This is a genomic window from Actinomadura verrucosospora (assembly GCF_039540335.1).
GTDB classification, from domain to species: Bacteria; Actinomycetota; Actinomycetes; order Streptosporangiales; family Streptosporangiaceae; genus Spirillospora; species Spirillospora verrucosospora.
Genome location: NZ_BAABEV010000045.1, coordinates 1 through 16,697, shown reverse-complemented (window position 1 = coordinate 16,697; position 16,697 = coordinate 1). Strand labels below are relative to the sequence as shown.

The 16,697-nt window shown below is 75.0% G+C and carries 15 protein-coding genes and 2 pseudogenes; 7 read left to right on the top strand and 10 right to left on the bottom strand.

Going from position 1 to position 16,697, the window contains the following annotated elements; translation table 11 throughout:
- Positions 1-136 precede the first annotated feature (136 nt).
- Complete coding sequence (locus ABD944_RS34070; protein WP_345183860.1) at positions 137-724, bottom strand: biotin transporter BioY; 588 nt, start codon at positions 722-724, stop codon at positions 137-139.
- A 69-nt stretch (positions 725-793) separates the two neighbouring features.
- A complete protein-coding gene (locus ABD944_RS34065; RefSeq protein ID WP_345183855.1) occupies positions 794-1,543 on the bottom strand; it encodes a spermidine synthase family protein in 750 nt (249 codons plus the stop codon).
- A 105-nt stretch (positions 1,544-1,648) separates the two neighbouring features.
- On the opposite strand from ABD944_RS34065, the gene ABD944_RS34060 reads away from it, so the two are divergent.
- A complete protein-coding gene (locus tag ABD944_RS34060; RefSeq protein ID WP_345183853.1) occupies positions 1,649-2,449 on the top strand; it encodes an SDR family NAD(P)-dependent oxidoreductase in 801 nt (266 codons plus the stop codon).
- 128 nt (positions 2,450-2,577) lie between these two features.
- Positions 2,578-3,567, top strand: coding sequence for a S1C family serine protease (locus ABD944_RS34055; RefSeq protein ID WP_345183851.1), 990 nt, complete (start codon positions 2,578-2,580; stop codon positions 3,565-3,567).
- Positions 3,568-3,829: 262 nt separating this feature from the next.
- On the opposite strand, the gene ABD944_RS34050 is transcribed toward ABD944_RS34055, so the two are convergent.
- Positions 3,830-5,746: a hypothetical protein gene (locus tag ABD944_RS34050; RefSeq protein ID WP_345183849.1), complete on the bottom strand. Its 1,917-nt coding sequence runs from the start codon at positions 5,744-5,746 to the stop codon at positions 3,830-3,832.
- A gap of 37 nt (positions 5,747-5,783) precedes the next feature.
- Positions 5,784-6,599 carry a helix-turn-helix transcriptional regulator gene (locus ABD944_RS34045; RefSeq protein ID WP_345183847.1) on the bottom strand — a complete coding sequence of 272 codons (816 nt, stop codon included), beginning with the start codon at positions 6,597-6,599 and terminating at the stop codon, positions 5,784-5,786.
- Between the two features lie 71 nt (positions 6,600-6,670).
- Between ABD944_RS34045 and ABD944_RS34040 the strand changes: the two genes are divergently transcribed.
- Positions 6,671-7,387 (top strand): SDR family oxidoreductase, encoded by a 717-nt coding sequence (locus tag ABD944_RS34040; protein ID WP_345183845.1) that lies wholly within the window; start codon positions 6,671-6,673, stop codon positions 7,385-7,387.
- A gap of 4 nt (positions 7,388-7,391) precedes the next feature.
- Here ABD944_RS34040 and ABD944_RS34035 read toward each other — a convergent pair.
- A pseudogene (locus tag ABD944_RS34035) lies at positions 7,392-7,819 on the bottom strand (hypothetical protein).
- Positions 7,820-8,013: 194 nt separating this feature from the next.
- Here ABD944_RS34035 and ABD944_RS34030 point away from each other — a divergent pair.
- A complete protein-coding gene (locus tag ABD944_RS34030) occupies positions 8,014-8,214 on the top strand; it encodes a hypothetical protein (RefSeq protein ID WP_345183843.1) in 201 nt (66 codons plus the stop codon).
- Between the two features lie 6 nt (positions 8,215-8,220).
- Here ABD944_RS34030 and ABD944_RS34025 read toward each other — a convergent pair whose 3' ends face one another.
- Complete coding sequence (locus ABD944_RS34025) at positions 8,221-9,246, bottom strand: Rv2578c family radical SAM protein (RefSeq protein WP_345183841.1); 1,026 nt, start codon at positions 9,244-9,246, stop codon at positions 8,221-8,223.
- Between the two features lie 190 nt (positions 9,247-9,436).
- Here ABD944_RS34025 and ABD944_RS34020 point away from each other — a divergent pair, with 190 nt between their 5' ends.
- Together ABD944_RS34020 and ABD944_RS34015 are read left to right on the top strand one after the other, a co-directional pair.
- Complete coding sequence (locus tag ABD944_RS34020; RefSeq protein ID WP_345183839.1) at positions 9,437-11,023, top strand: glycoside hydrolase family 10-like protein; 1,587 nt, start codon at positions 9,437-9,439, stop codon at positions 11,021-11,023.
- 57 nt (positions 11,024-11,080) lie between these two features.
- On the top strand, positions 11,081-11,281 hold the full coding sequence (locus ABD944_RS34015; protein ID WP_345183837.1) for a DUF3040 domain-containing protein: 201 nt from the start codon (positions 11,081-11,083) through the stop codon (positions 11,279-11,281).
- 123 nt (positions 11,282-11,404) lie between these two features.
- Here the strand turns inward: ABD944_RS34015 and ABD944_RS34010 are convergent, their stop codons facing one another.
- Entirely contained in the window at positions 11,405-12,004 is a 600-nt protein-coding gene (locus ABD944_RS34010) for a dihydrofolate reductase family protein (RefSeq protein WP_345183835.1), read from the bottom strand.
- Positions 12,001-12,885, bottom strand: coding sequence for a metalloregulator ArsR/SmtB family transcription factor (locus tag ABD944_RS34005; RefSeq protein ID WP_345183833.1), 885 nt, complete (start codon positions 12,883-12,885; stop codon positions 12,001-12,003). Before ABD944_RS34005 ends, ABD944_RS34010 begins: the two co-directional genes overlap by 4 nt.
- Positions 12,886-13,417: 532 nt before the next feature.
- Here ABD944_RS34005 and ABD944_RS34000 point away from each other — a divergent pair.
- On the top strand, positions 13,418-13,978 hold the full coding sequence (locus tag ABD944_RS34000) for an ATP-binding protein (RefSeq protein ID WP_345183831.1): 561 nt from the start codon (positions 13,418-13,420) through the stop codon (positions 13,976-13,978).
- A 33-nt stretch (positions 13,979-14,011) separates the two neighbouring features.
- On the opposite strand, the gene ABD944_RS33995 is transcribed toward ABD944_RS34000, so the two are convergent.
- Both ABD944_RS33995 and ABD944_RS33990 read right to left on the bottom strand, forming a co-directional pair.
- A complete protein-coding gene (locus ABD944_RS33995) occupies positions 14,012-15,130 on the bottom strand; it encodes a helix-turn-helix transcriptional regulator (protein ID WP_345183829.1) in 1,119 nt (372 codons plus the stop codon).
- 151 nt (positions 15,131-15,281) lie between these two features.
- Positions 15,282-16,697, bottom strand: a pseudogene (locus tag ABD944_RS33990) (hypothetical protein); the annotation flags it as partial.

Genomic DNA, 16,697 nt, shown 5'->3' with positions numbered 1-16,697 from the left:
CAGATTTGAACCTGTTCAAACGGGCGGGGTGGCGGTGGGGGGTGAGGTGTGCGCCACACGGGCCTGGTCGTGCGTATGCCCGTCGGTCCCGTCCCCATGCGCGGGGACGGGACGCGGCGGCGCGGCCGGGCCGGGGTCAGCGGCGGGCGGCGCCGGTGAGCTTCCAGGCGGCGGGCAGCAGTCCGGCGGCCAGCAGGACCTTCAGCGCGTCGCCGGCCAGGAACGGGGTGACGCCCAGGTCGAGGGCCTTGGCGAGGTCGACGTGCAGGGCGGCCATCAGGTAGGGGACGCCGGCGGCGTACATGATGGCGGTTCCGGTGAGCATGGTGCCGATGGTGCGCAGCGGGGTGCGGTCGCCGCCGAGCTGGGCGAGGCGTCCGACGACGGCGGCGGCGGCGACGAAACCGATGACGTAGCCGAGGGTGGGGAATCCGGCGCCGGAGGTGCCGTCGGTGAACCAGGGGACGCCGGCCATTCCGGCGAGCAGGTAGACCAGCATGCCCAGGCCGGCGCGGCCGAAGCCGAGGGCGGCGCCGGTGAGCAGCACCGCGAAGGTCTGTCCGGTCACCGGCACGGGGGTGCCGGGCAGCGGGACCGCGATCTGCGCGGCGAGGCCGACGAAGGCGGCGGCGCCGATGACGAGCGCGGCGTCGCGGGCCAGCGAGCCGGGCAGCAGGTCGCCCAGGACGGCGGGACGCCGCCGGGCAGCGTGGGCAGTAGCCACAGATCCTCCCAAAACGGTTGTGTCAGGCCGAAACCTAGCGAACTGCTTTTCCGGAGTGGACGCCGCGGCCTACAGAAACGAGCGCCCCCGCTTTGTCGCCGCCTCCCGGCCGAGGTCGCCGCGCGGCTCGCCCGCGAGGTAGACCATGTCGGGCTCGCCGCGCGGCACCGGGACGGGCCTGGCCTCCACGGACCCGAACCGGTCCCGCAGCAGCGCCTCGAACGCGGGCGCGGCGCCCGCGCTCCACACCGCGAGCACGCCGCGCGGCGTCAGCAGCGCCGCGAGGGCGTCCAGGCCGGTGGCCGCGTACAGGCGGGCGTTGCCCGGGGTGACGGTCCAGTCGGGACCGTTGTCGATGTCCAGGCACACCGCATCGAAGGGGCCCGTGCCGGGGGCGGCGACGTAGTCGAGCAGGTCGGCGCGTTCGACGGTGACGCGGGGGTCGTCCAGGGCGCCCCGGGACCAGGGCCGCAGCGCGGTGGCGTGCCAGGCGATGACGGCGGGCTCGCGCTCGACGACGGTGACGTGCTCCACGCCGTCGCCGGTGAGGGCCTCGACGAGGGAGAACCCGACGCCGAGGCCGCCGATGAGGACCCGCGCCGGCCCGCCGGGGCGCCGCACGGCCGCGTCGAGGGCGGCGCGGACCAGCAGCCGCTCGGACTCGCCGTTGCGGGTGTCCATCAGGAACACGCCGTTGCTGATGATCTCGTAGTGGCCGCCCGCCCGGCGCAGCACCAGTTCGCCGCCCAGGCCGGCGGCGCGCTCGACCACCTCGGCCGGCGCCGCCGTTTCCGCGCGTGTGTCCGAAGCCGATCCCATGATCGCACCCTAGCCGCCGCGGGCCCCGGCCCGGACGGGTTCCCGCAGCCGGGCCGGGGCCGGCGGGGCTGGGCGGGGGCGGCGCCGTCGGCTACGGTGCCGGGCATGCCCGACATCGAACCGCCCGGCGGGCTGCTGCCGGACCGCAGGATCCTGGTCGTCGGCGCGGGGACGCGCCCCAGCGACGACCCCGCCGCGCCGGTCGGCAACGGCCGCGCGATCGCGGTCACCGCCGCGCGGGAGGGCGCGGCGGTCGCGTGCGCCGACGTCGACGGGCACGCCGCCGGGCAGACCGCCGCGATGATCGAGGCCGAGGGGGGCCGGGCCCGCGTGGTGACGGCGGACGTGACCGACCCGGCGGCCTGCGACCGCGTGGTGTTCCAGGCCGCGGAGGCCCTCGGCGGCCTGGACGGGGTGGTGTTCAACGCGGGGATCGGCATCGGGTACGGGCTGGCGGGCACGGCGCTGGCCGACTGGGACCGCGTCCTGCACGTCAACCTGCGGGCGCCGTTCCTGGTCGGCAAGGCCGCGATGCCGGCGCTGGACGCGGGCGGGGCGATGGTGTTCATCGGGTCGCTGGCCGGGACCAAGCCGGGCTCGCGGTCGCCGTCCTACGACGCCTCCAAGGCGGGCCTGACCGGGCTGGTGCGCCACATCGCCGCCGAGGGCGCGCCCCGCGGCGTGCGCGCCAACGTGGTGGCGCCGGGCCTGATCGACACCGTGATGGGCCGCGACGCCTCCGCCGGGAACGCCGGCCGCGGCCGGGTCGCGGAGCTGATCCCGATGCGGCGGCAGGGCACCGCGTGGGAGGTCGCCGACGCCGCGGTGTTCCTGCTGTCGGACCGCGCGTCCTACGTCACCGGGCAGGTCCTGCACGTCGACGGCGGCCTGTCCACCCTGCGCTGACCCCCGGGCCCGGAAGGAACGCCACCGGCAACCCCCCGGGGGAAGCAGAGGACCCCGGCGGACGGGGCCGGGAACACACCTCCCTCTCACACCGTTACCGTGTAACGATGTAATCATCGGGAGGTGCGATGATCCCCCATGACAGCGATCCCCGCGCGGACCGGCCCGCCGGGGACGAGCCGCCGCTGGACGCCTACTCGCGCGTCGTGACCGCCGTCGCCCGCGACCTGACCCCGCGCGTGGCGGCCCTGCGCGTCCGGCACCGCCGCGGCGAGGGCGCCGGGTCGGCCGTGGTGTTCACCGGCGACGGGTTCCTGCTCACCAACGCCCACGTCGTCGGCGCCGCGACCGGCGGGCACGCCGCGTTCTCCGGCGGGGCCGAAGGCCCGTTCACCGTCGTCGGCACCGACCCCCTGTCGGACCTGGCCGTGGTCCGCGCCGAGGGGCCCGTCCCCGACCCGGTCACCCTCGGCGACGCCGACGCCCTGGCCGTCGGGCAGCTCGTCGTCGCCGTCGGCAACCCCCTCGGCCTGGCCGGATCCGTCACCGCCGGCGTCGTGTCCGCCCTCGGCCGGTCCCTGCCGGCCTCCCAGCGCACCCGCACCGGCACCGCCGTCCGCGTCATCGAGGACGTCATCCAGACCGACGCCGCCCTCAACCCCGGCAACTCCGGCGGCGCGCTCGCCGACGCCCACGGCCGCGTCGTCGGCGTCAACACCGCCGTCGCCGGGATCGGCCTCGGCCTGGCCGTCCCCGTCAACGCCACCACCCGCCGCATCATCGACGCCCTCATCCGCGACGGCCGCGTGCGCCGCCGCGTCCTCGACCTGGCCGCCGCGCCCGTCCCCGTGCCCGCCGACCTGCGCGCGCGCACCGGCCGCATCGAGGCGCTGCGCGGAGCCGAGGTCGGGCCCGCCGGGCCCGCCGACCGGGCCGGGCTGCGCAGCGGCGACCTGGTCCTGACCGCCGGCGGCGCGCCGGTCACCGACGCCCAGTCCCTGCAGCGGCTCATGTTCGCCGAGGCGATCGGCCGGCCCCTGCCGATCACGGTGCTGCGCAACGGCGCCATGGTCGACGTCATCGCCGAACCCGTCGAGCTCGACGCCGAGCACGCCTGACCCCTGAGCCGCCGCCTGGGCCGCGGAACGTCGCGTCGTGATCACGGCGGATCATGGCGGGCACAGGTCGATGCCCGCCGCCTCGCCCGCCGAGGTCAGCACCGCGCCCTCGTCGACGAACAGCCGTTCCCACCGACGTCGACCGGCGCGGGCCCACCCCGCTGTTCGACACCGGCATGACCCCGTACGGCGAGAACCAATCGCGCACCAGCCGACGCTTGGAACTTCCGGCCTTCCGGCGACATGACTCGCCGTAGGCGGCTCAGGCGCGCGATAGCCGCTCGGTGAGCAGGGCACGCAGCTCCAGGTCCTCGCTGATGGCGGTGACGCCACCCCAGTAACTATGGCGGCGGTCGTCGGCCAGGACGTCCCTCATGATGGCGAGATGGCCGCCTGGCAGACGGTCGACGCCTGCGAGGGCCCGGGCGGCGGCCGACGCGACGGGGAGCGGGCGGCCTTCGAGGAGTTCGGCGATGGGCCGGATCAGGATGTGGGCGCCCTCGCCCGGATCGCCGGTGATCTTGACGAGGGCGTAGGCGGCCTCGTGGGCCGTCCAGTGGTCGAGGGCCTTGGCCAGCAGCCGCAGCGTCGGAACGTGGGCGGTGGCGTGCGGGCCGAGGTCGCCGAGGCGGCGGGAGACGTGGTGGTCCTCGCCGAGGCGGGGGCCGAGGATCCGCAGGGCCGGCTCGGGATCGCCGGTCACCCGGAAGTACGCCCAAGCGATCTCGATGCACATCCGCCGTTCACCCGTGCCGATTAGCCGTTCCAGTTCGGGGGCGGCTTGAGCGGCTTGGGGGCCGATCGCGCCGAGCACTCCAGCGGCCCGGCCCCACTCGTCGCGCTCGAGGAGCGCGGTCAGCTCCGGGACGACCCGTACGACCTCGAAGGCTCGCGTGGCGGCCCACTCCGCGAGGATCTCCAGCAGTGACCGCCGGAGGTCGCCGACGCAGTCCGGGCGCAGGTTCGGGGCGATCGCGGGGATCAGGGAGCCGGCCCAGGGTGCGCACGGCGTCAGCAGCTCCGCGAGCGAGGGCGCGCTCGGCCAGAAGCCGAGCTTCCCGGCGCGCTGTCCGTGCAGCGTGAAGCCGGTCTCCCGCCGGGCGAGCAGACCAAGGAGGCCGGGGACGGCGCGGTCGTCACCGGACCAGGCCAGGCCCCAGAGCGCGACGTCCGCCGAGGGCCCGTCCAGATGGGCGGCCATGAGGTCGGTGTCGTGGGCGTCCTGGCGACGGGCGTGCGCGGCGAGGATCGCCAGGACAGGAGCAGGATCGTCCAAGGTGTCCACGCAACCGCGCAGAGCAGCGAGCAGGCCGGGCGCGCGCGTGCGGACGAGAGCTCCGCTCGCCGCGCTGACGGCCGCGATGCGCAGGCGCTGTTCGGGGTGAGCGAGCAGGGCGGCACAGATCGCTTCGGTGCTCCGCCGGTCGAGGTTGCGCAGCACGTTCGCGGTCGCATGGGCGGGGTCGCTTGAGGCGAGGTTGCTGTGAGGGAGCGGGACCGGCTCGGCGGTGACCCCAGCGATGATCGGGGCGGTGAGAACCGGGCGGCCGGGGAGCGCCTCGGCCAGCGCGAGGGTCGCGTAGAGCGCGTGGTGGGTGTCTGCGCCGTCCGCCTGGTCACGCAGAAAGACGAGGATCTCAGGCAAGACGGACGCCGAGAGGCGCTCCGCGAGGTCGCCGAGGGCGAGGAGCGTATCGGTCCGGACGGAGGCGTCGGGGTCGGGCCACCCCGCGGCGAGCGCCCGGGCGACCTCGTCGGGGTCCACAGTGTCTTCGCAGAGCGCCCAGATCGCACCCGTCCGGACCGCCGGGTCCTGATCGCCGAGCAGGGCGAGAAGGGCGGGGCGCGCACGCATCCACATCCGAGGCCAGTCGGCGGCCACGCGGCGGGCCGGCACCGCCGCGGCCGTCCCTGCAAGGCGCGCGACGATCTCCAGCACCTCTGGACGGCAGCGTACGCGCGGCGACTCGACGGCCTCCATGAGGAACGGCAGGATCGCCGGGGCGGCCGTGCAGACGAAGCCACCCTGGTGGTACAGCTCGTCGAGGAGCTCGTCGGCTGCCTCGAAGGCCTCGCCGTCGACCAAGAGAGAGCGCAGGAGGGCGGGCACGTCGCAGCGGCCCGAGTAACCGTAGGTGAGTTCCCCCCACGGGATGTCGTCAACGCCCTCAAAGATCACGTAATGACGATATTGGGCGCAGGCCCAGTGTTTCGTTTCAGATCGCCTGCGCGGCCATCCTGCGCAGGGCCCGCACGGCAGGTGATCCGGGGTCGGCCGTCATCAGGACAACCTCCTGGTCATCCTCGGGCACGAGCAGGACGTCGCAGTTCAACCGCAGCGCACCGGCCTCTGGATGGTCCAGGGTCTTGGCGCGATGCCCGGGGGCGTGGACCGGACGCGCCTCCCAGATCTGCCGGAACTCCTCACTGCCGGCGTGCAGCTCGGCCAGCAGCGCGGCCAGCTGCGGGTCATGCGGGTAGCGGTCCGCGGCCCGGCGCAACCGCGCCACCACGATGTGCCCGAATTCCTCGGCGCTGGAGCTCTCGTACGTCCGCCCCTGGCCCAGGAAGCGGCGTCGGGCCAGGTTCGTCGTCCCGCCTCCAAGGTCGGCGCCGAGCAGTGCCCGGGCCAGGGGGTTCCAGGCGACAACGTCGTACGCCGCGCCAGTGACGATGGCACCGGTCTCCGGCAGCCGCTCCAGCATCCGGGACATGTGCGGGCGCACCCGCCGCACTACGCTGATGCCGGGCGGCGCGCTCGAACCCGCCAGGCGGAACAGATGGCTGCGCTCGGCCGGCGTGAGCCGCAGCGCGCGGGCCAGCGCGTCCAGGATCCGGGCCGATGGCCGCGGCCCCCGGGCCTGCTCCAGCCGCGTGTAGTAGTCGACCGACATGTGGGCGAGCTCCGCCACCTCTTCGCGGCGCAGACCCGGTGTGCGGCGGTCGGTGCCCGTCGCCGCCAGGCCGATCTCGTGCGGACGCAGGGCCGCCCGGCGGTCCCGCAGGTAGTGGGCCAGCTCCTGCCGCGCCATGTCGCCTCCTCCCACTGCCTGGTACAGGCTGTCCCTGGCAGGGCACCCACGACCAGGGAAGTGTGGTCGCCATGAATGAACGCACAGCTCTGGTCACCGGTGCCAACAAGGGCATCGGCAAGCATATCGCCCGGCTGCTCGCTGCCGAGGGCCTCACCGTGTACGTGGGCTCCCGTGACCCCGGGCGCGGGCAACGGGCCGTCGAGGAGATCGGAGCCGGGGCCCGTCTGCTGGTCCTCGACGTGACAGACCCCGACGGCGTCGCACAGGCCGCGGCTCGGATGGACCGCTTGGACGTGCTGGTCAACAACGCCGGCATCTCGCCGTCACTCGCCCCGCCGACCGACACCGGCGTCGAGGAGTACCGGCGCACATACGAGACCAATGTGTTCGGGGTAGTGGCGGTGACCAATGCCTTCCTGCCCGCCCTGCGCCGGTCCCCGAGCCCGCGCATAGTCAACATCTCCAGTGGCACTGCGTCGCTGACCTGGAGCACCACCCCCAACCCCCAGTTCACCCCGGGAAGCGGCGGCGGCGGCGCCTACCGGTCGTCCAAGGCCGCCCTCAATGCCCTCACCGTCCTCTACGCCCAGACGCTGGCTGAGGACGGCTTCAAGGTCAACGCGCTCGCCCCCGGCCTGCGGACCACTGATCTCAACCCCCGGGCCGCCGCTGCCGGCGGCGACCCGGCCGAGGCCGCGCAGGGTGCCCTCCGCCTGGCCCTGCTGCCGGACGACGGCCCCACCGGTGGCTTCTTCTCCTGGGACGGAACGCCCGTGCCCTGGTGATCAGTCATGGGCGGCGTCGAGGACGGGTGTCCCATCGGTGTGTGGTCCATGCCTGCCGGATCAGACTGCGCACGGTGATGATCGTGCCGGCGAGGTCGAAGAAGGCGTCGATGACGGTGGTGCGCCGCTCGTAGCAGCGGGCGAGCCGGCAGAAGGCGTTCTGCCAGGCGTGGGTGCGTTCGGCATGCCACCTCTGACTGGCCTGGATGGGCGCCTTCACCCCGTTGTGCGCCGTACCCGTCCGTCATGCCCGAGCGTTTCAGGCCCTGTTTGCCACGGTCGACCGGTGAGCGAGTCGAAGATGATCCGGTCACTGATGCGCCGGCGGTGGCAGCCGAGTGGATGGTCCGGATGGAACTGCGGCCGCTTGGGCAGCAGAGCCACGAATTGGTCCCAGAGCGGTTCGGTGAGCCATGACGGCAACGCGGGCACAGGTCTCCTCAGTGGTCACAGAGCGTCGCAACTCCGTGATCATCGGGACCTGCGCCCGTTCTGTTGTCGGGGTCCCCAAGCGCGCCTATCCGCGCGACCTCTAAGCTCCCCCCGAGCCCCGCCCCGCGGCCGCCGCCACCGGCCCTGCCCGGCTCTCGTCCAGCAGGTACGACGCCGGCGCCACCACCGTGTCCGTGACCTCCAGCGCCTCCAGCCCGTGCCGCACCGCCACCGCGAAATCGGCGTCCGCCGCGCTGGGCGCCCGCCTGCACGCCCTGCCCACCGCCTACCGCAGCGAGCGCGGCGGCGACTACACCGACGACCTCACCCTGCGCCCCCACCTGGCCCCCGGCCGCACCGACCTCGCCGTCCACCGCCGCCCGTCCCCGGCGTAGTCGGCGTCACAGGAGAGTCAGCTGCTCCGGGCGGGATCGCGCGGCAGGAGGAGGCGGAGGGGCGGGGGAGCGGCGGTGCGCCGCGCGGCCGCCGACGCCGTACTCGGCGGCCAGGTCGCGGACCCGCCGCGCAATCCGCTCCTGGTACTCGCGCGGCGCGTAGGCGCCGCCGCGGTACAGGCGCGCGTACGGCACGACGAGCCCGGGATGGTGCTCGCGCAGCCAGGACAGGAACCACTCGCGGGCCCCGGGGCGCAGGTGCAGCGTGATCGCCGACACCGACGTGGCGCCCGCGTCGGCGATCTGCCGGACCGCCGCCTCCAGCTGGGCGGGGGAGTCCGACAGGTAGGGCAGGACCGGGCCCATCAGCACCCCGCAGCCGATGCCCGCCTCGTTCAGCGCCGCGCACACCTCCAGCCGCCGGCGCGGCGGCGGCGCGCCCGGCTCCACCGCCCGCCCCAGGTCACGGTCGAGCGACCCGACCGACACCGCCGCGCCGACCCGCGTGCGGGCCGCCGCCTCCACCAGCAGCGGCAGGTCGCGCAGGATCAGCGAGCCCTTGGTCAGGATCGAGAACGGGTTGGCCGCCTCCGCCAGTGCCGTGATGATCCCCGGCATCAGCCGGTAGCGGCCCTCGGCCCGCTGATAGCAGTCGACGTTGGTGCCCATCGCGATGTGCTCGCCCCGCCACCGCGGCGCCGCCAGCTCCGCCCGGACCCGCTCGGCGGCGTTCACCTTCACCACGATCCGCGAGTCGAAGTCCGCACCCGCATCAAAATCCAGATACTCGTGACTTTTCCGGGCAAAACAGTAAGAACACGCGTGGGTGCAGCCCCGGTAGGGGTTGACCGTCCAGCGGAACGGGACGCGGGACGCCTCGGGGACCTTGTTGACGACCGTCCGGGCGCGCACCTCGTAGAAGGTCATGCCGCGGAACTCCGGGGTGTCGAACGTGCGCGCCACCGCGCCGCGCTCGATCAGCGGCGGCGCCGGCCCGTCGTCCCCGTCCAGCCGGAGGTGATCCCAGCGCACCCCCCACCTCCTCGAACACGTGAGCGAAGCCACGTCCCGCCAGTATGGAACGCGTGTTCGAAGATCGCAACGCGAGGATCAGGCGAAACGGGACGGTGAGGGATCACACGGGCGGCCGCGTTTCGTGCATGGCATCCCGGCGCGTGCGTAACAATGGGCCGCTATGGCATGGCGATCGAGGACCCGGCAAGTGGCGGCGGCGCTGGCGGCGGGCGCGTCGGCGAGCGCGCTCACCGCCTGCGGCATCACCGCCTTCGGCGGCGCGACCGGACGCGAGGACGGGGCCGTCCCCCCGGGAGCCAAGGCCGAGTGCCCGGCCGTCCCCGCCCCCGACGGCGCCGCCGGACGCCAGCTGCGCGGCATGTGGATCGCCAGCGTCGGCAACATCGACTGGCCCCGGGACCCCCGCGCCTCCGCCGCCGACCAGCGCGGGCAGTTCACGCGCCTCCTCGACACCGCCGCCGCGATGAACATGAACGCGGTGTTCGTCCAGATCCGCCCCAACTCCGACGCGTTCTACGACTCCCCCTACGAGCCGTGGTCGCAGTGGCTCACCGGCACCCAGGGCAAGGACCCCGGCTACGACGTCCTGGCCTTCATGATCAAGGAGGCCCACGCCCGCGACCTGGAGTTCCACGCCTGGTTCAACCCCTACCGCGTCTCCCGCCACGACGACCTGAAGAAGCTGTCGCCCAAGAGCCCCGCCCGCAAGCACCCCGACTGGGTCCGCAAGTACGGCAAGGGCCTGTGGTACGACCCCGGCCTGCCCCAGGTCCGCGAACTGGCCACCAACGCCGTCATGGACGTCGTCACCAAGTACGACATCGACGCCGTCCACTTCGACGACTACTTCTACCCCTATCCCGAGGACGGCGACTTCCCCGACGACGCCGCCTTCAAGGCCTACGGCGCCGGCATGAAGCGCGCCGACTGGCGCCGCCGCAACGTCGACACCCTCGTGGAGTCGCTGTCGGGCCGCATCCACGCCGCCAAACCCTGGGTCCGGTTCGGCATCAGCCCGTTCGGCGTGTGGCGCAACAAGAGCAGCGACCCCGACGGGTCGCCGACCGCCGCGCTGCAGAGCTACGACGACATCTACGCCGACACCCGCAAATGGATCAAACGCGGCTGGCTCGACTATGTCACCCCCCAGCTGTACTGGCCCATCGGCGACGCCCGCGCCGACTACGCCGAGCTCGCCCCCTGGTGGGCCCGCCAGGTCAAGGGCACCGGCGTCCAGTTGACCATCGGGCAGGCCGCCTACCGCGTCGGCGAGGACGCCGCCTGGCGCAAGCCCGACGAACTGTCGCGCCACCTCACCCTGAACGCCAAGTACCCGCAGATCAACGGCGACGTGTTCTTCAGCGCCTCCGACATCGCCGCCAACCGGCGCGGATCCGCCGCCCGCGTCCGCGCCGACCACTACACCCGCCCCGCCGTCCCGCCTGTCCCCGCCCGGCGCGGCGGGCAGGCGCCCCCGCCCGTCCAGGGCACCGCCGCCGCCCCCGCCACCGGCAAGGACGGCAAGGGCGTGAAGGTCACCTGGCGCGCCTCGCAGGGCGCCACCTCGTACGCCGTCTACCGCGTCGAGGGCGCCAAGCCCGGCTGCGCGCCCGTCGACCCCCGCCGGCTCATCGCCGCCGTCCGCGGCGGCGGCATCATCGACCCCACCGCCAAGCCCGGACGCTCCTACACCTACTCCGTCACCGCCCTGGACCGCCTCCACCACGAGAGCCGCCCCGGACGCGGCGCAACGGCCACCGCCCCCGAGGGATAATGATCATGCTCCGTGGGGAGGAATCTCACACCTGACCACCCCCCGGAGGTATGAAGCATGGCGCTGTCGATGGAGGAGCAGCGGATCCTCAGCCAGATCGAGGTCCGCCTGAAGGAGGACGACCCGCGGCTGGCCCAGCGCCTCGCCCGCCTCGGCACCCCCCGCGCCCGCCGCGCACGCACGATCGTCCTCGCCGCGGCCGCCGTCATCATCGTCCTGGCCGCGGTCGCCGCCGGAATCGCCGCGGCGATCCTCTAGAGGCAGCCCGCCCGCCCCGGGCCCCGGCTCCCCGGCGGCCCCGCGGGAAAGGCCCTTCGCGCCCGCGCGGTGGCCGCGGAGGCGGCACGAGCGCGCCTCCGCGGCCACCGCGGCACGGCCGCGTCAGCGGACGCGGTCGTAGATCACGGCCATCTCGCCCAGCTCACCGGTCTCCTGGCGGCTCAGCGCCCACCCGGTCGACGGCAGGCCGTCCTCGAACAGCCGCCCCCCGCCCCCGGCGATCTCGGGCAGGATCAGCAGGTACAGCCGGTCGACGAGGTCGGCGGCCAGCAGCGGCTTGATGACGCTGGCGCTGCTGTTGACCAGGATGTCGCCCCCGCCCTCGGCTCGCAGCCCCGCGACGACGTCCGCGGCGGGCGCGTTCACCACGCGGGTCCGTTCCCACGGCGCCTCGGTCAAGGTGGTGGACAGCACCACCTTCTCGGTGTCGACCAGCCACTTGGCGTATCCGCGGTCACGCGGATCGGCGCCCGCGTCCCCGGCGACCGCCGGCCAGAAACCCATGAAGCCCTCGGCGTTGACCCTGCCCAGCAGCGCCGTCGTGGCGCCCTCGTGGATCCGGGTGAGGTGGTCCCGGGCCACCTCGCTGGTCACATACGGGACGAACAAGCCGAAGTCGCTGGGGCCGCCGGGGCCGTGGTAGCGCCCGTCGAGGGTCAGGGCCAGATTCGCTGTCACCCTGCGGTCGGTGGTGCCGGTCATCTCATGCTCCTTGAGTCATCGTCATGGTCGGTGTCGTACTCGGTGTCGTGCCCTGTGCCCTGCGAAGATTCCGCGGCGAGGACCGCCGCGAGCTTGTCCAGGCTCTGCCCGAAGCCGATCTCGATGCCCGCGACGAAGTCCGCGGACTCGACCGTGCTGCCGGTGATCCGCACCCGGGCGTCCAGGCCGGTGCCGGCGCCCTCGGGGCGCAGGTCGAGATCGACGTGGGCGGTGAAGGCCGGCTCCCCGTCCGGCAGCACCGGGGAGGACCGGTAGGACAGGCGCTCGCCCGGGCGCACCTCGTCGACCACGCCCTCGGCGCGCCCGGCGACCGCGTCCGACCCGCCGGCGTCCTCGGCGTCGCGGTATTCCAGGACGACCCTGCCGCCCGGCCGCGCCTCGAACACGAGCGCGGACACCCGCAGGTCCTGCGGCGCCCACCACCCCGCCAGCAGCGACGGCTCGGTGAGGTGCCGCCAGACCGCCTCGGGACCCCGCGGCAGCGACCGGGCGAAGGCGAACGTGCGGCCGTCGGCCCACCCCGCCTCCCGCGCGGCGAGCCGCTCCGCCACGAGGCCGGCCCCGTAGCGGTCGAAGGTCTCGTGCGCGCCGCCGAGCCGGTCGGCGTCGTCGGCGAGGCGGCCGAGCGCCGCCGCCAGGTCCCGCAGGGGACCGGGCCGCAGCGCGTAGACGCGGCGCTGGCCGGCCCGCTGCGAGGTGACGACGCCGGCGCGCTCCAGCGTCTGCAGATGCTTGGTCGTCTGCGGCTGGCGCGCGCCGGCGAGCTGCGCCAGGACGCCGACCGGCCGCGGCCGCTCGGCCAGCAGGGCCACGAGCCGCCACCGGACCGGGTCGGCCAGGGCGTTGAGGATCTCCTCCATGGCGCAATTATTCCCCGTGACGAATATTCCTGTCAAGGAATAATTTGGGGTGTGAGAGGACGAGGGCGATGAAGGGTGAGAGTGGGCGCCCAGCGGAGACGGCCCGCACGGAGGGGCCAAGGAGGGGCGAACGCCAAGGCCCCGGCGGGATCAACCCGCCGGGGCCTTGGCGTCAAGCCGGTGTGGTGGTCGCCTCACGGCGAAAGGCACAACGAAGCTCCAGCCCGGACCGCATGGGACCGGCGGTATTCCCCGAAGGCATCAGGTAGAGCCCGGGGGACACATGCCACACCGACGCCCCCACTCTAGCGGCTCCGCGCCAGTGCCTCCTCCACCGCCACCCCGCACGTGAACTTCACCTCACCCCGCGGTGAGGGTCGCCTGCGCCCGTGCACCGCCCCGCCGGGAGAAGCGTCCACGAATATGAGTCGATGCGGGGAAACGCGGGGAGACCGGCGGATCGCCGCGCGGGGCCCGCACCGACCGCACACGAACGGGCGGCCAGGCCCGGCACAGACGAGGGGACGGGGCAGTGCGCACCACGGGGACGGGGATCACCAGGCCTGCGGGCGGGGACACCAGAAACGACATTAGAAACGACATTAGAAACGACCCCGGAAGCGACACCGAGAACGGCGATGGCGACGGCGGCGCGGAGGCGGCCTGGGATCTGGCCGCCGGCCCCAGCGCCCCGGCGCAGGCCCGCGCGCTCACCCGCCGGTCACTGCGCCGCTGGCGCGTCACCGGCCCCGACGACGTCGACGACGTCGTCCTCATCGTGGACGAGCTCGTCGCCAACGCCGTCGTGCACGGCGCCGGGCCCGTCCGCCTGGCGCTGCGCCTGGAGGCCGCGCCAGCCGGGGTCCGCCTCACCGGCGAGGTCCGCGACGCCGACCCCCGCGCGCCCGGCGTGCCCGCCGGGCCGCCCCCCGTCCTGGACTGGGCCGAGGCCGGCCGCGGCCTGCTCCTGGTCGCCTCCCTCGCCACCGAGTTCGGCACCCGGCCCGCGCCGCCGGGCAAGACCGTCTGGTTCACCCGCGACCTGGACCCCATCGACGCCCCCGCCCTCACCCCTCGGCACCCGGCCCGCTGACACCCCGGCCCGCTGACACCGGCCGGGCAGGGGTCAGGCCTGCAGGGGGCAGCGGTCCACCACCCACACGTCCTCGTCCTCGTCCTCCGGCGGCAGCGGCGGCTCGTCGGCCAGCCGGTCCAGATGCCACTCGATGTGGGCGAGCGGGCCCCGCCAGCCCGCCAGCAGGTCGGCCAGCGGGCGCGGCGGCCCCGGCGGCCCGTAGGGGCGCGGGTCGGGCAGCTCGGCCTCCCACAGCGCGTCGTCGCAGTCGGCCGCCCAGTGCGCCACCGCCTCCAGCACCTGCTGCAGATCGCGCGCCAGATCGCCCAGCGACCGCAGCGCCATCGCGTCCTGGATCATCCGCTCCCGCGCGTCGTAGGGCAGGTCCCGCCCGAACGCCGGCGGGAACGGCGGCGGGCGGCCCTCCAGCACCGGCTCGCGGCCCGTCGCCGCCGACCGGATCGCGGCCGCCTGCCACCGCGTCCACTCCGCCAGATGCCCCAGCACCCCCCGCAGCGCCACACCGACATCGCCGCCGCCGCGGACCTGCGCGGCCGCGTCCCGCAGCCGCGACCGCACGAACTCCAGCCGGTCCAGCGTCCACGCCCGCGCCCGCGCCGCGCCCGCCGGGCCCCGCGGCCCCGCCTCGGCCGCGGGGCGCGGCAAGGGCACCCGCAGCGCCGCCAGCAGGTCGTCCAGGTCCCGGACCTCGGCGCCGCGCCCCGACAGCACCGCCGCCCCGATCCGGTCGAGCCGGAACATCCGCGGCCCGTCGCGCATGCGGCACCACCCCACCAGGTACTCCCCGTAGGGGGCCACGACCAGGCCGTGGGCCTCCACGTCGCGGAAGCTGCGCGCCCCCGCCCGGTCGGTGTAGGCCAGCCGGACGACGCGGCGGGCGCGGACCGCCTCGGCGAGCGTGTCGTGCACCGGGCCCATCAGCGACCCGACCTCGCTCAGCGGCTCGCGCGCGCCGGGGGCGGGCAGCGCGTACCCGCGGCCCTTGCGGGCCAGCACCGGCAGCCCGCCGTGCCTCAGCAGCTCCAGGTCGCGGCGGATGGTCCGTTCACTGACCCCCAGCCGCGCCGACAGCACCGCCGGATCCAGCGGGTCGGGCGAGGCCGCCCGCAGCTCCGCGACGAGCGCCAGCAGCCGGTCTACGCGGTCCACGCCCCCATCGTGACCCCGCCCGCCCGCGAAACACCCTCCCGCAGGGGCTTAAAACCCTTACCAGCGCGGGGTTTCGGCCCCGCGCCGGATCCCGCGACACGTCGCGGTGCGTCGCGGGGCGCGCCCCGCCGGGCACACCGCCCGGCGCGGGTCAGCGGCCCGACAGCTCCACCGCCAGGCCCTGGAAGTCGGCCGCCGTCAGCGACAGCGCGCTGCCGATCGCCTGCGTGGCCTCCGCGCTGCCCAGATGCCGCGTCGCGGCGCGGTCCAGGTAGGCCTCCACGAGCCGCGCACCGGTCAGCCGGCCCCGCGGGCGCAGCGAACCCACCTCGCGGTTCACCACCGCCCACGCGTCCGACCCCAGGCGCAGGCTGCGCTCCTCGGCCAGCAGCCGCACCAGCGCCGCGCGCGCCTGCGCGCCCGACAGGTCCGGCAGCCGCACCGCCCGCAGGTCGGTCACCAGCTCCGGCGACGCCGCCGACAGCTCCCCGACGCGGTCGGGCTCGCAGGTGCCCAGCAGGGCCGTGTCGTTCACGCCCTCCAGCCGCGTCCGGTACAGCACGGATGCGTAGGCGGGGCCCTGCGACTCGTCCAGGATCAGCCCGTCCAGGCCGTCCAGCAGCAGGACGTGGCCCGCGTGCTCCTCCAGCGCGGCGCGCAGCCCGTCGGGGCCGTGCTCGCGCAGGTCCTCGGCGTGGACGGAGTGGACCTCGCCGCTGGAGGCCTCCACCTCCGCCAGCGCGCGGGCCGTCATCCGCGCCAGCCGCCGCTGCCCGCTGGAGGGCGCGCCGATCAGCAGCAGCGCCGGCGCCGACGCGCTCGACACGTCCTGCCCGCGCAGCCGCCGCGCCCACTTGCCGCGCCGCCGCACCTCGGTGATGACGCGCTCGATGTCGTCGGCGCCGCACAGGAACCGGATCCCGTAGGCCTCGGCGACCTGCGGGACCGGCTCGGGCGCGGGCGCCGGCGGCGGCGGGGGCGGCGGCTCGGGCACCGGCGCGGGGGGCGGGGGCAGGTCCGCGTGCGGCGCGGGGGGCGGGACGGGGGAGGGCTGGGCGGGGCCCGGCGGCGCGTCCGATCCGGGCCAGGCCGGGCCCGGATCGAGCTGGGTGCGGAAGGCGTCGGTGTCCAGCTGCGTCTCGTAGGGTTCCGACGGCCACACCGGCTCCGGGACAGGCTCCCGCTCCGGCGGCGGCTCGGGGGCCTGCTCCCGCGCCGGGGCGGGCGACGGGGGAGGCGGGGGAGGCGCGATCCGCGGCGGCGGCGCGTCCGACCCGAACGGGTCCGACCCGAACGGGTCCGACCCGAACGGGTCCGGGGCGGGCGGCGGGGCGGGCGGCGGCGGGGCGGACTCGTGGACGCGCTGCTCGCCGTGGGGCTGCTCGGGCAGGCCGTGCTCGTTATGGGAGCCCTGCTCCGGCGCCGACCCGGGCGGGGGCGGCGGCACGTACTGGAAGGGCGGTTCCAGCGAGGACGGCCCGGGCGGCTCGGGCGCGGCGGGCGGGGGGACCGGCGGCCTCGGCGATGCCGCGGAACGTCGCGCCCTTCGTGCCGTGCTCGGCGAACT

Bases quoted from the DNA above. Each gene is read 5' to 3' on its own strand.
- ABD944_RS34045 (WP_345183847.1), bottom strand. From the start codon at position 6,599: ATGGCGCGGCAGGAGCTGGCCCACTACCTGCGGGACCGCCGGGCGGCC.
- ABD944_RS34040 (WP_345183845.1), top strand. From the start codon at position 6,671: ATGAATGAACGCACAGCTCTGGTCACCGGTGCCAACAAGGGCATCGGC.
- ABD944_RS34015 (WP_345183837.1), top strand. From the start codon at position 11,081: ATGGCGCTGTCGATGGAGGAGCAGCGGATCCTCAGCCAGATCGAGGTC.
- ABD944_RS34010 (WP_345183835.1), bottom strand. From the start codon at position 12,004: ATGACCGGCACCACCGACCGCAGGGTGACAGCGAATCTGGCCCTGACC.
- ABD944_RS34065 (WP_345183855.1), bottom strand. From the start codon at position 1,543: ATGGGATCGGCTTCGGACACACGCGCGGAAACGGCGGCGCCGGCCGAG.
- ABD944_RS34060 (WP_345183853.1), top strand. From the start codon at position 1,649: ATGCCCGACATCGAACCGCCCGGCGGGCTGCTGCCGGACCGCAGGATC.
- ABD944_RS34005 (WP_345183833.1), bottom strand. From the start codon at position 12,885: ATGGAGGAGATCCTCAACGCCCTGGCCGACCCGGTCCGGTGGCGGCTC.
- ABD944_RS34055 (WP_345183851.1), top strand. From the start codon at position 2,578: ATGATCCCCCATGACAGCGATCCCCGCGCGGACCGGCCCGCCGGGGAC.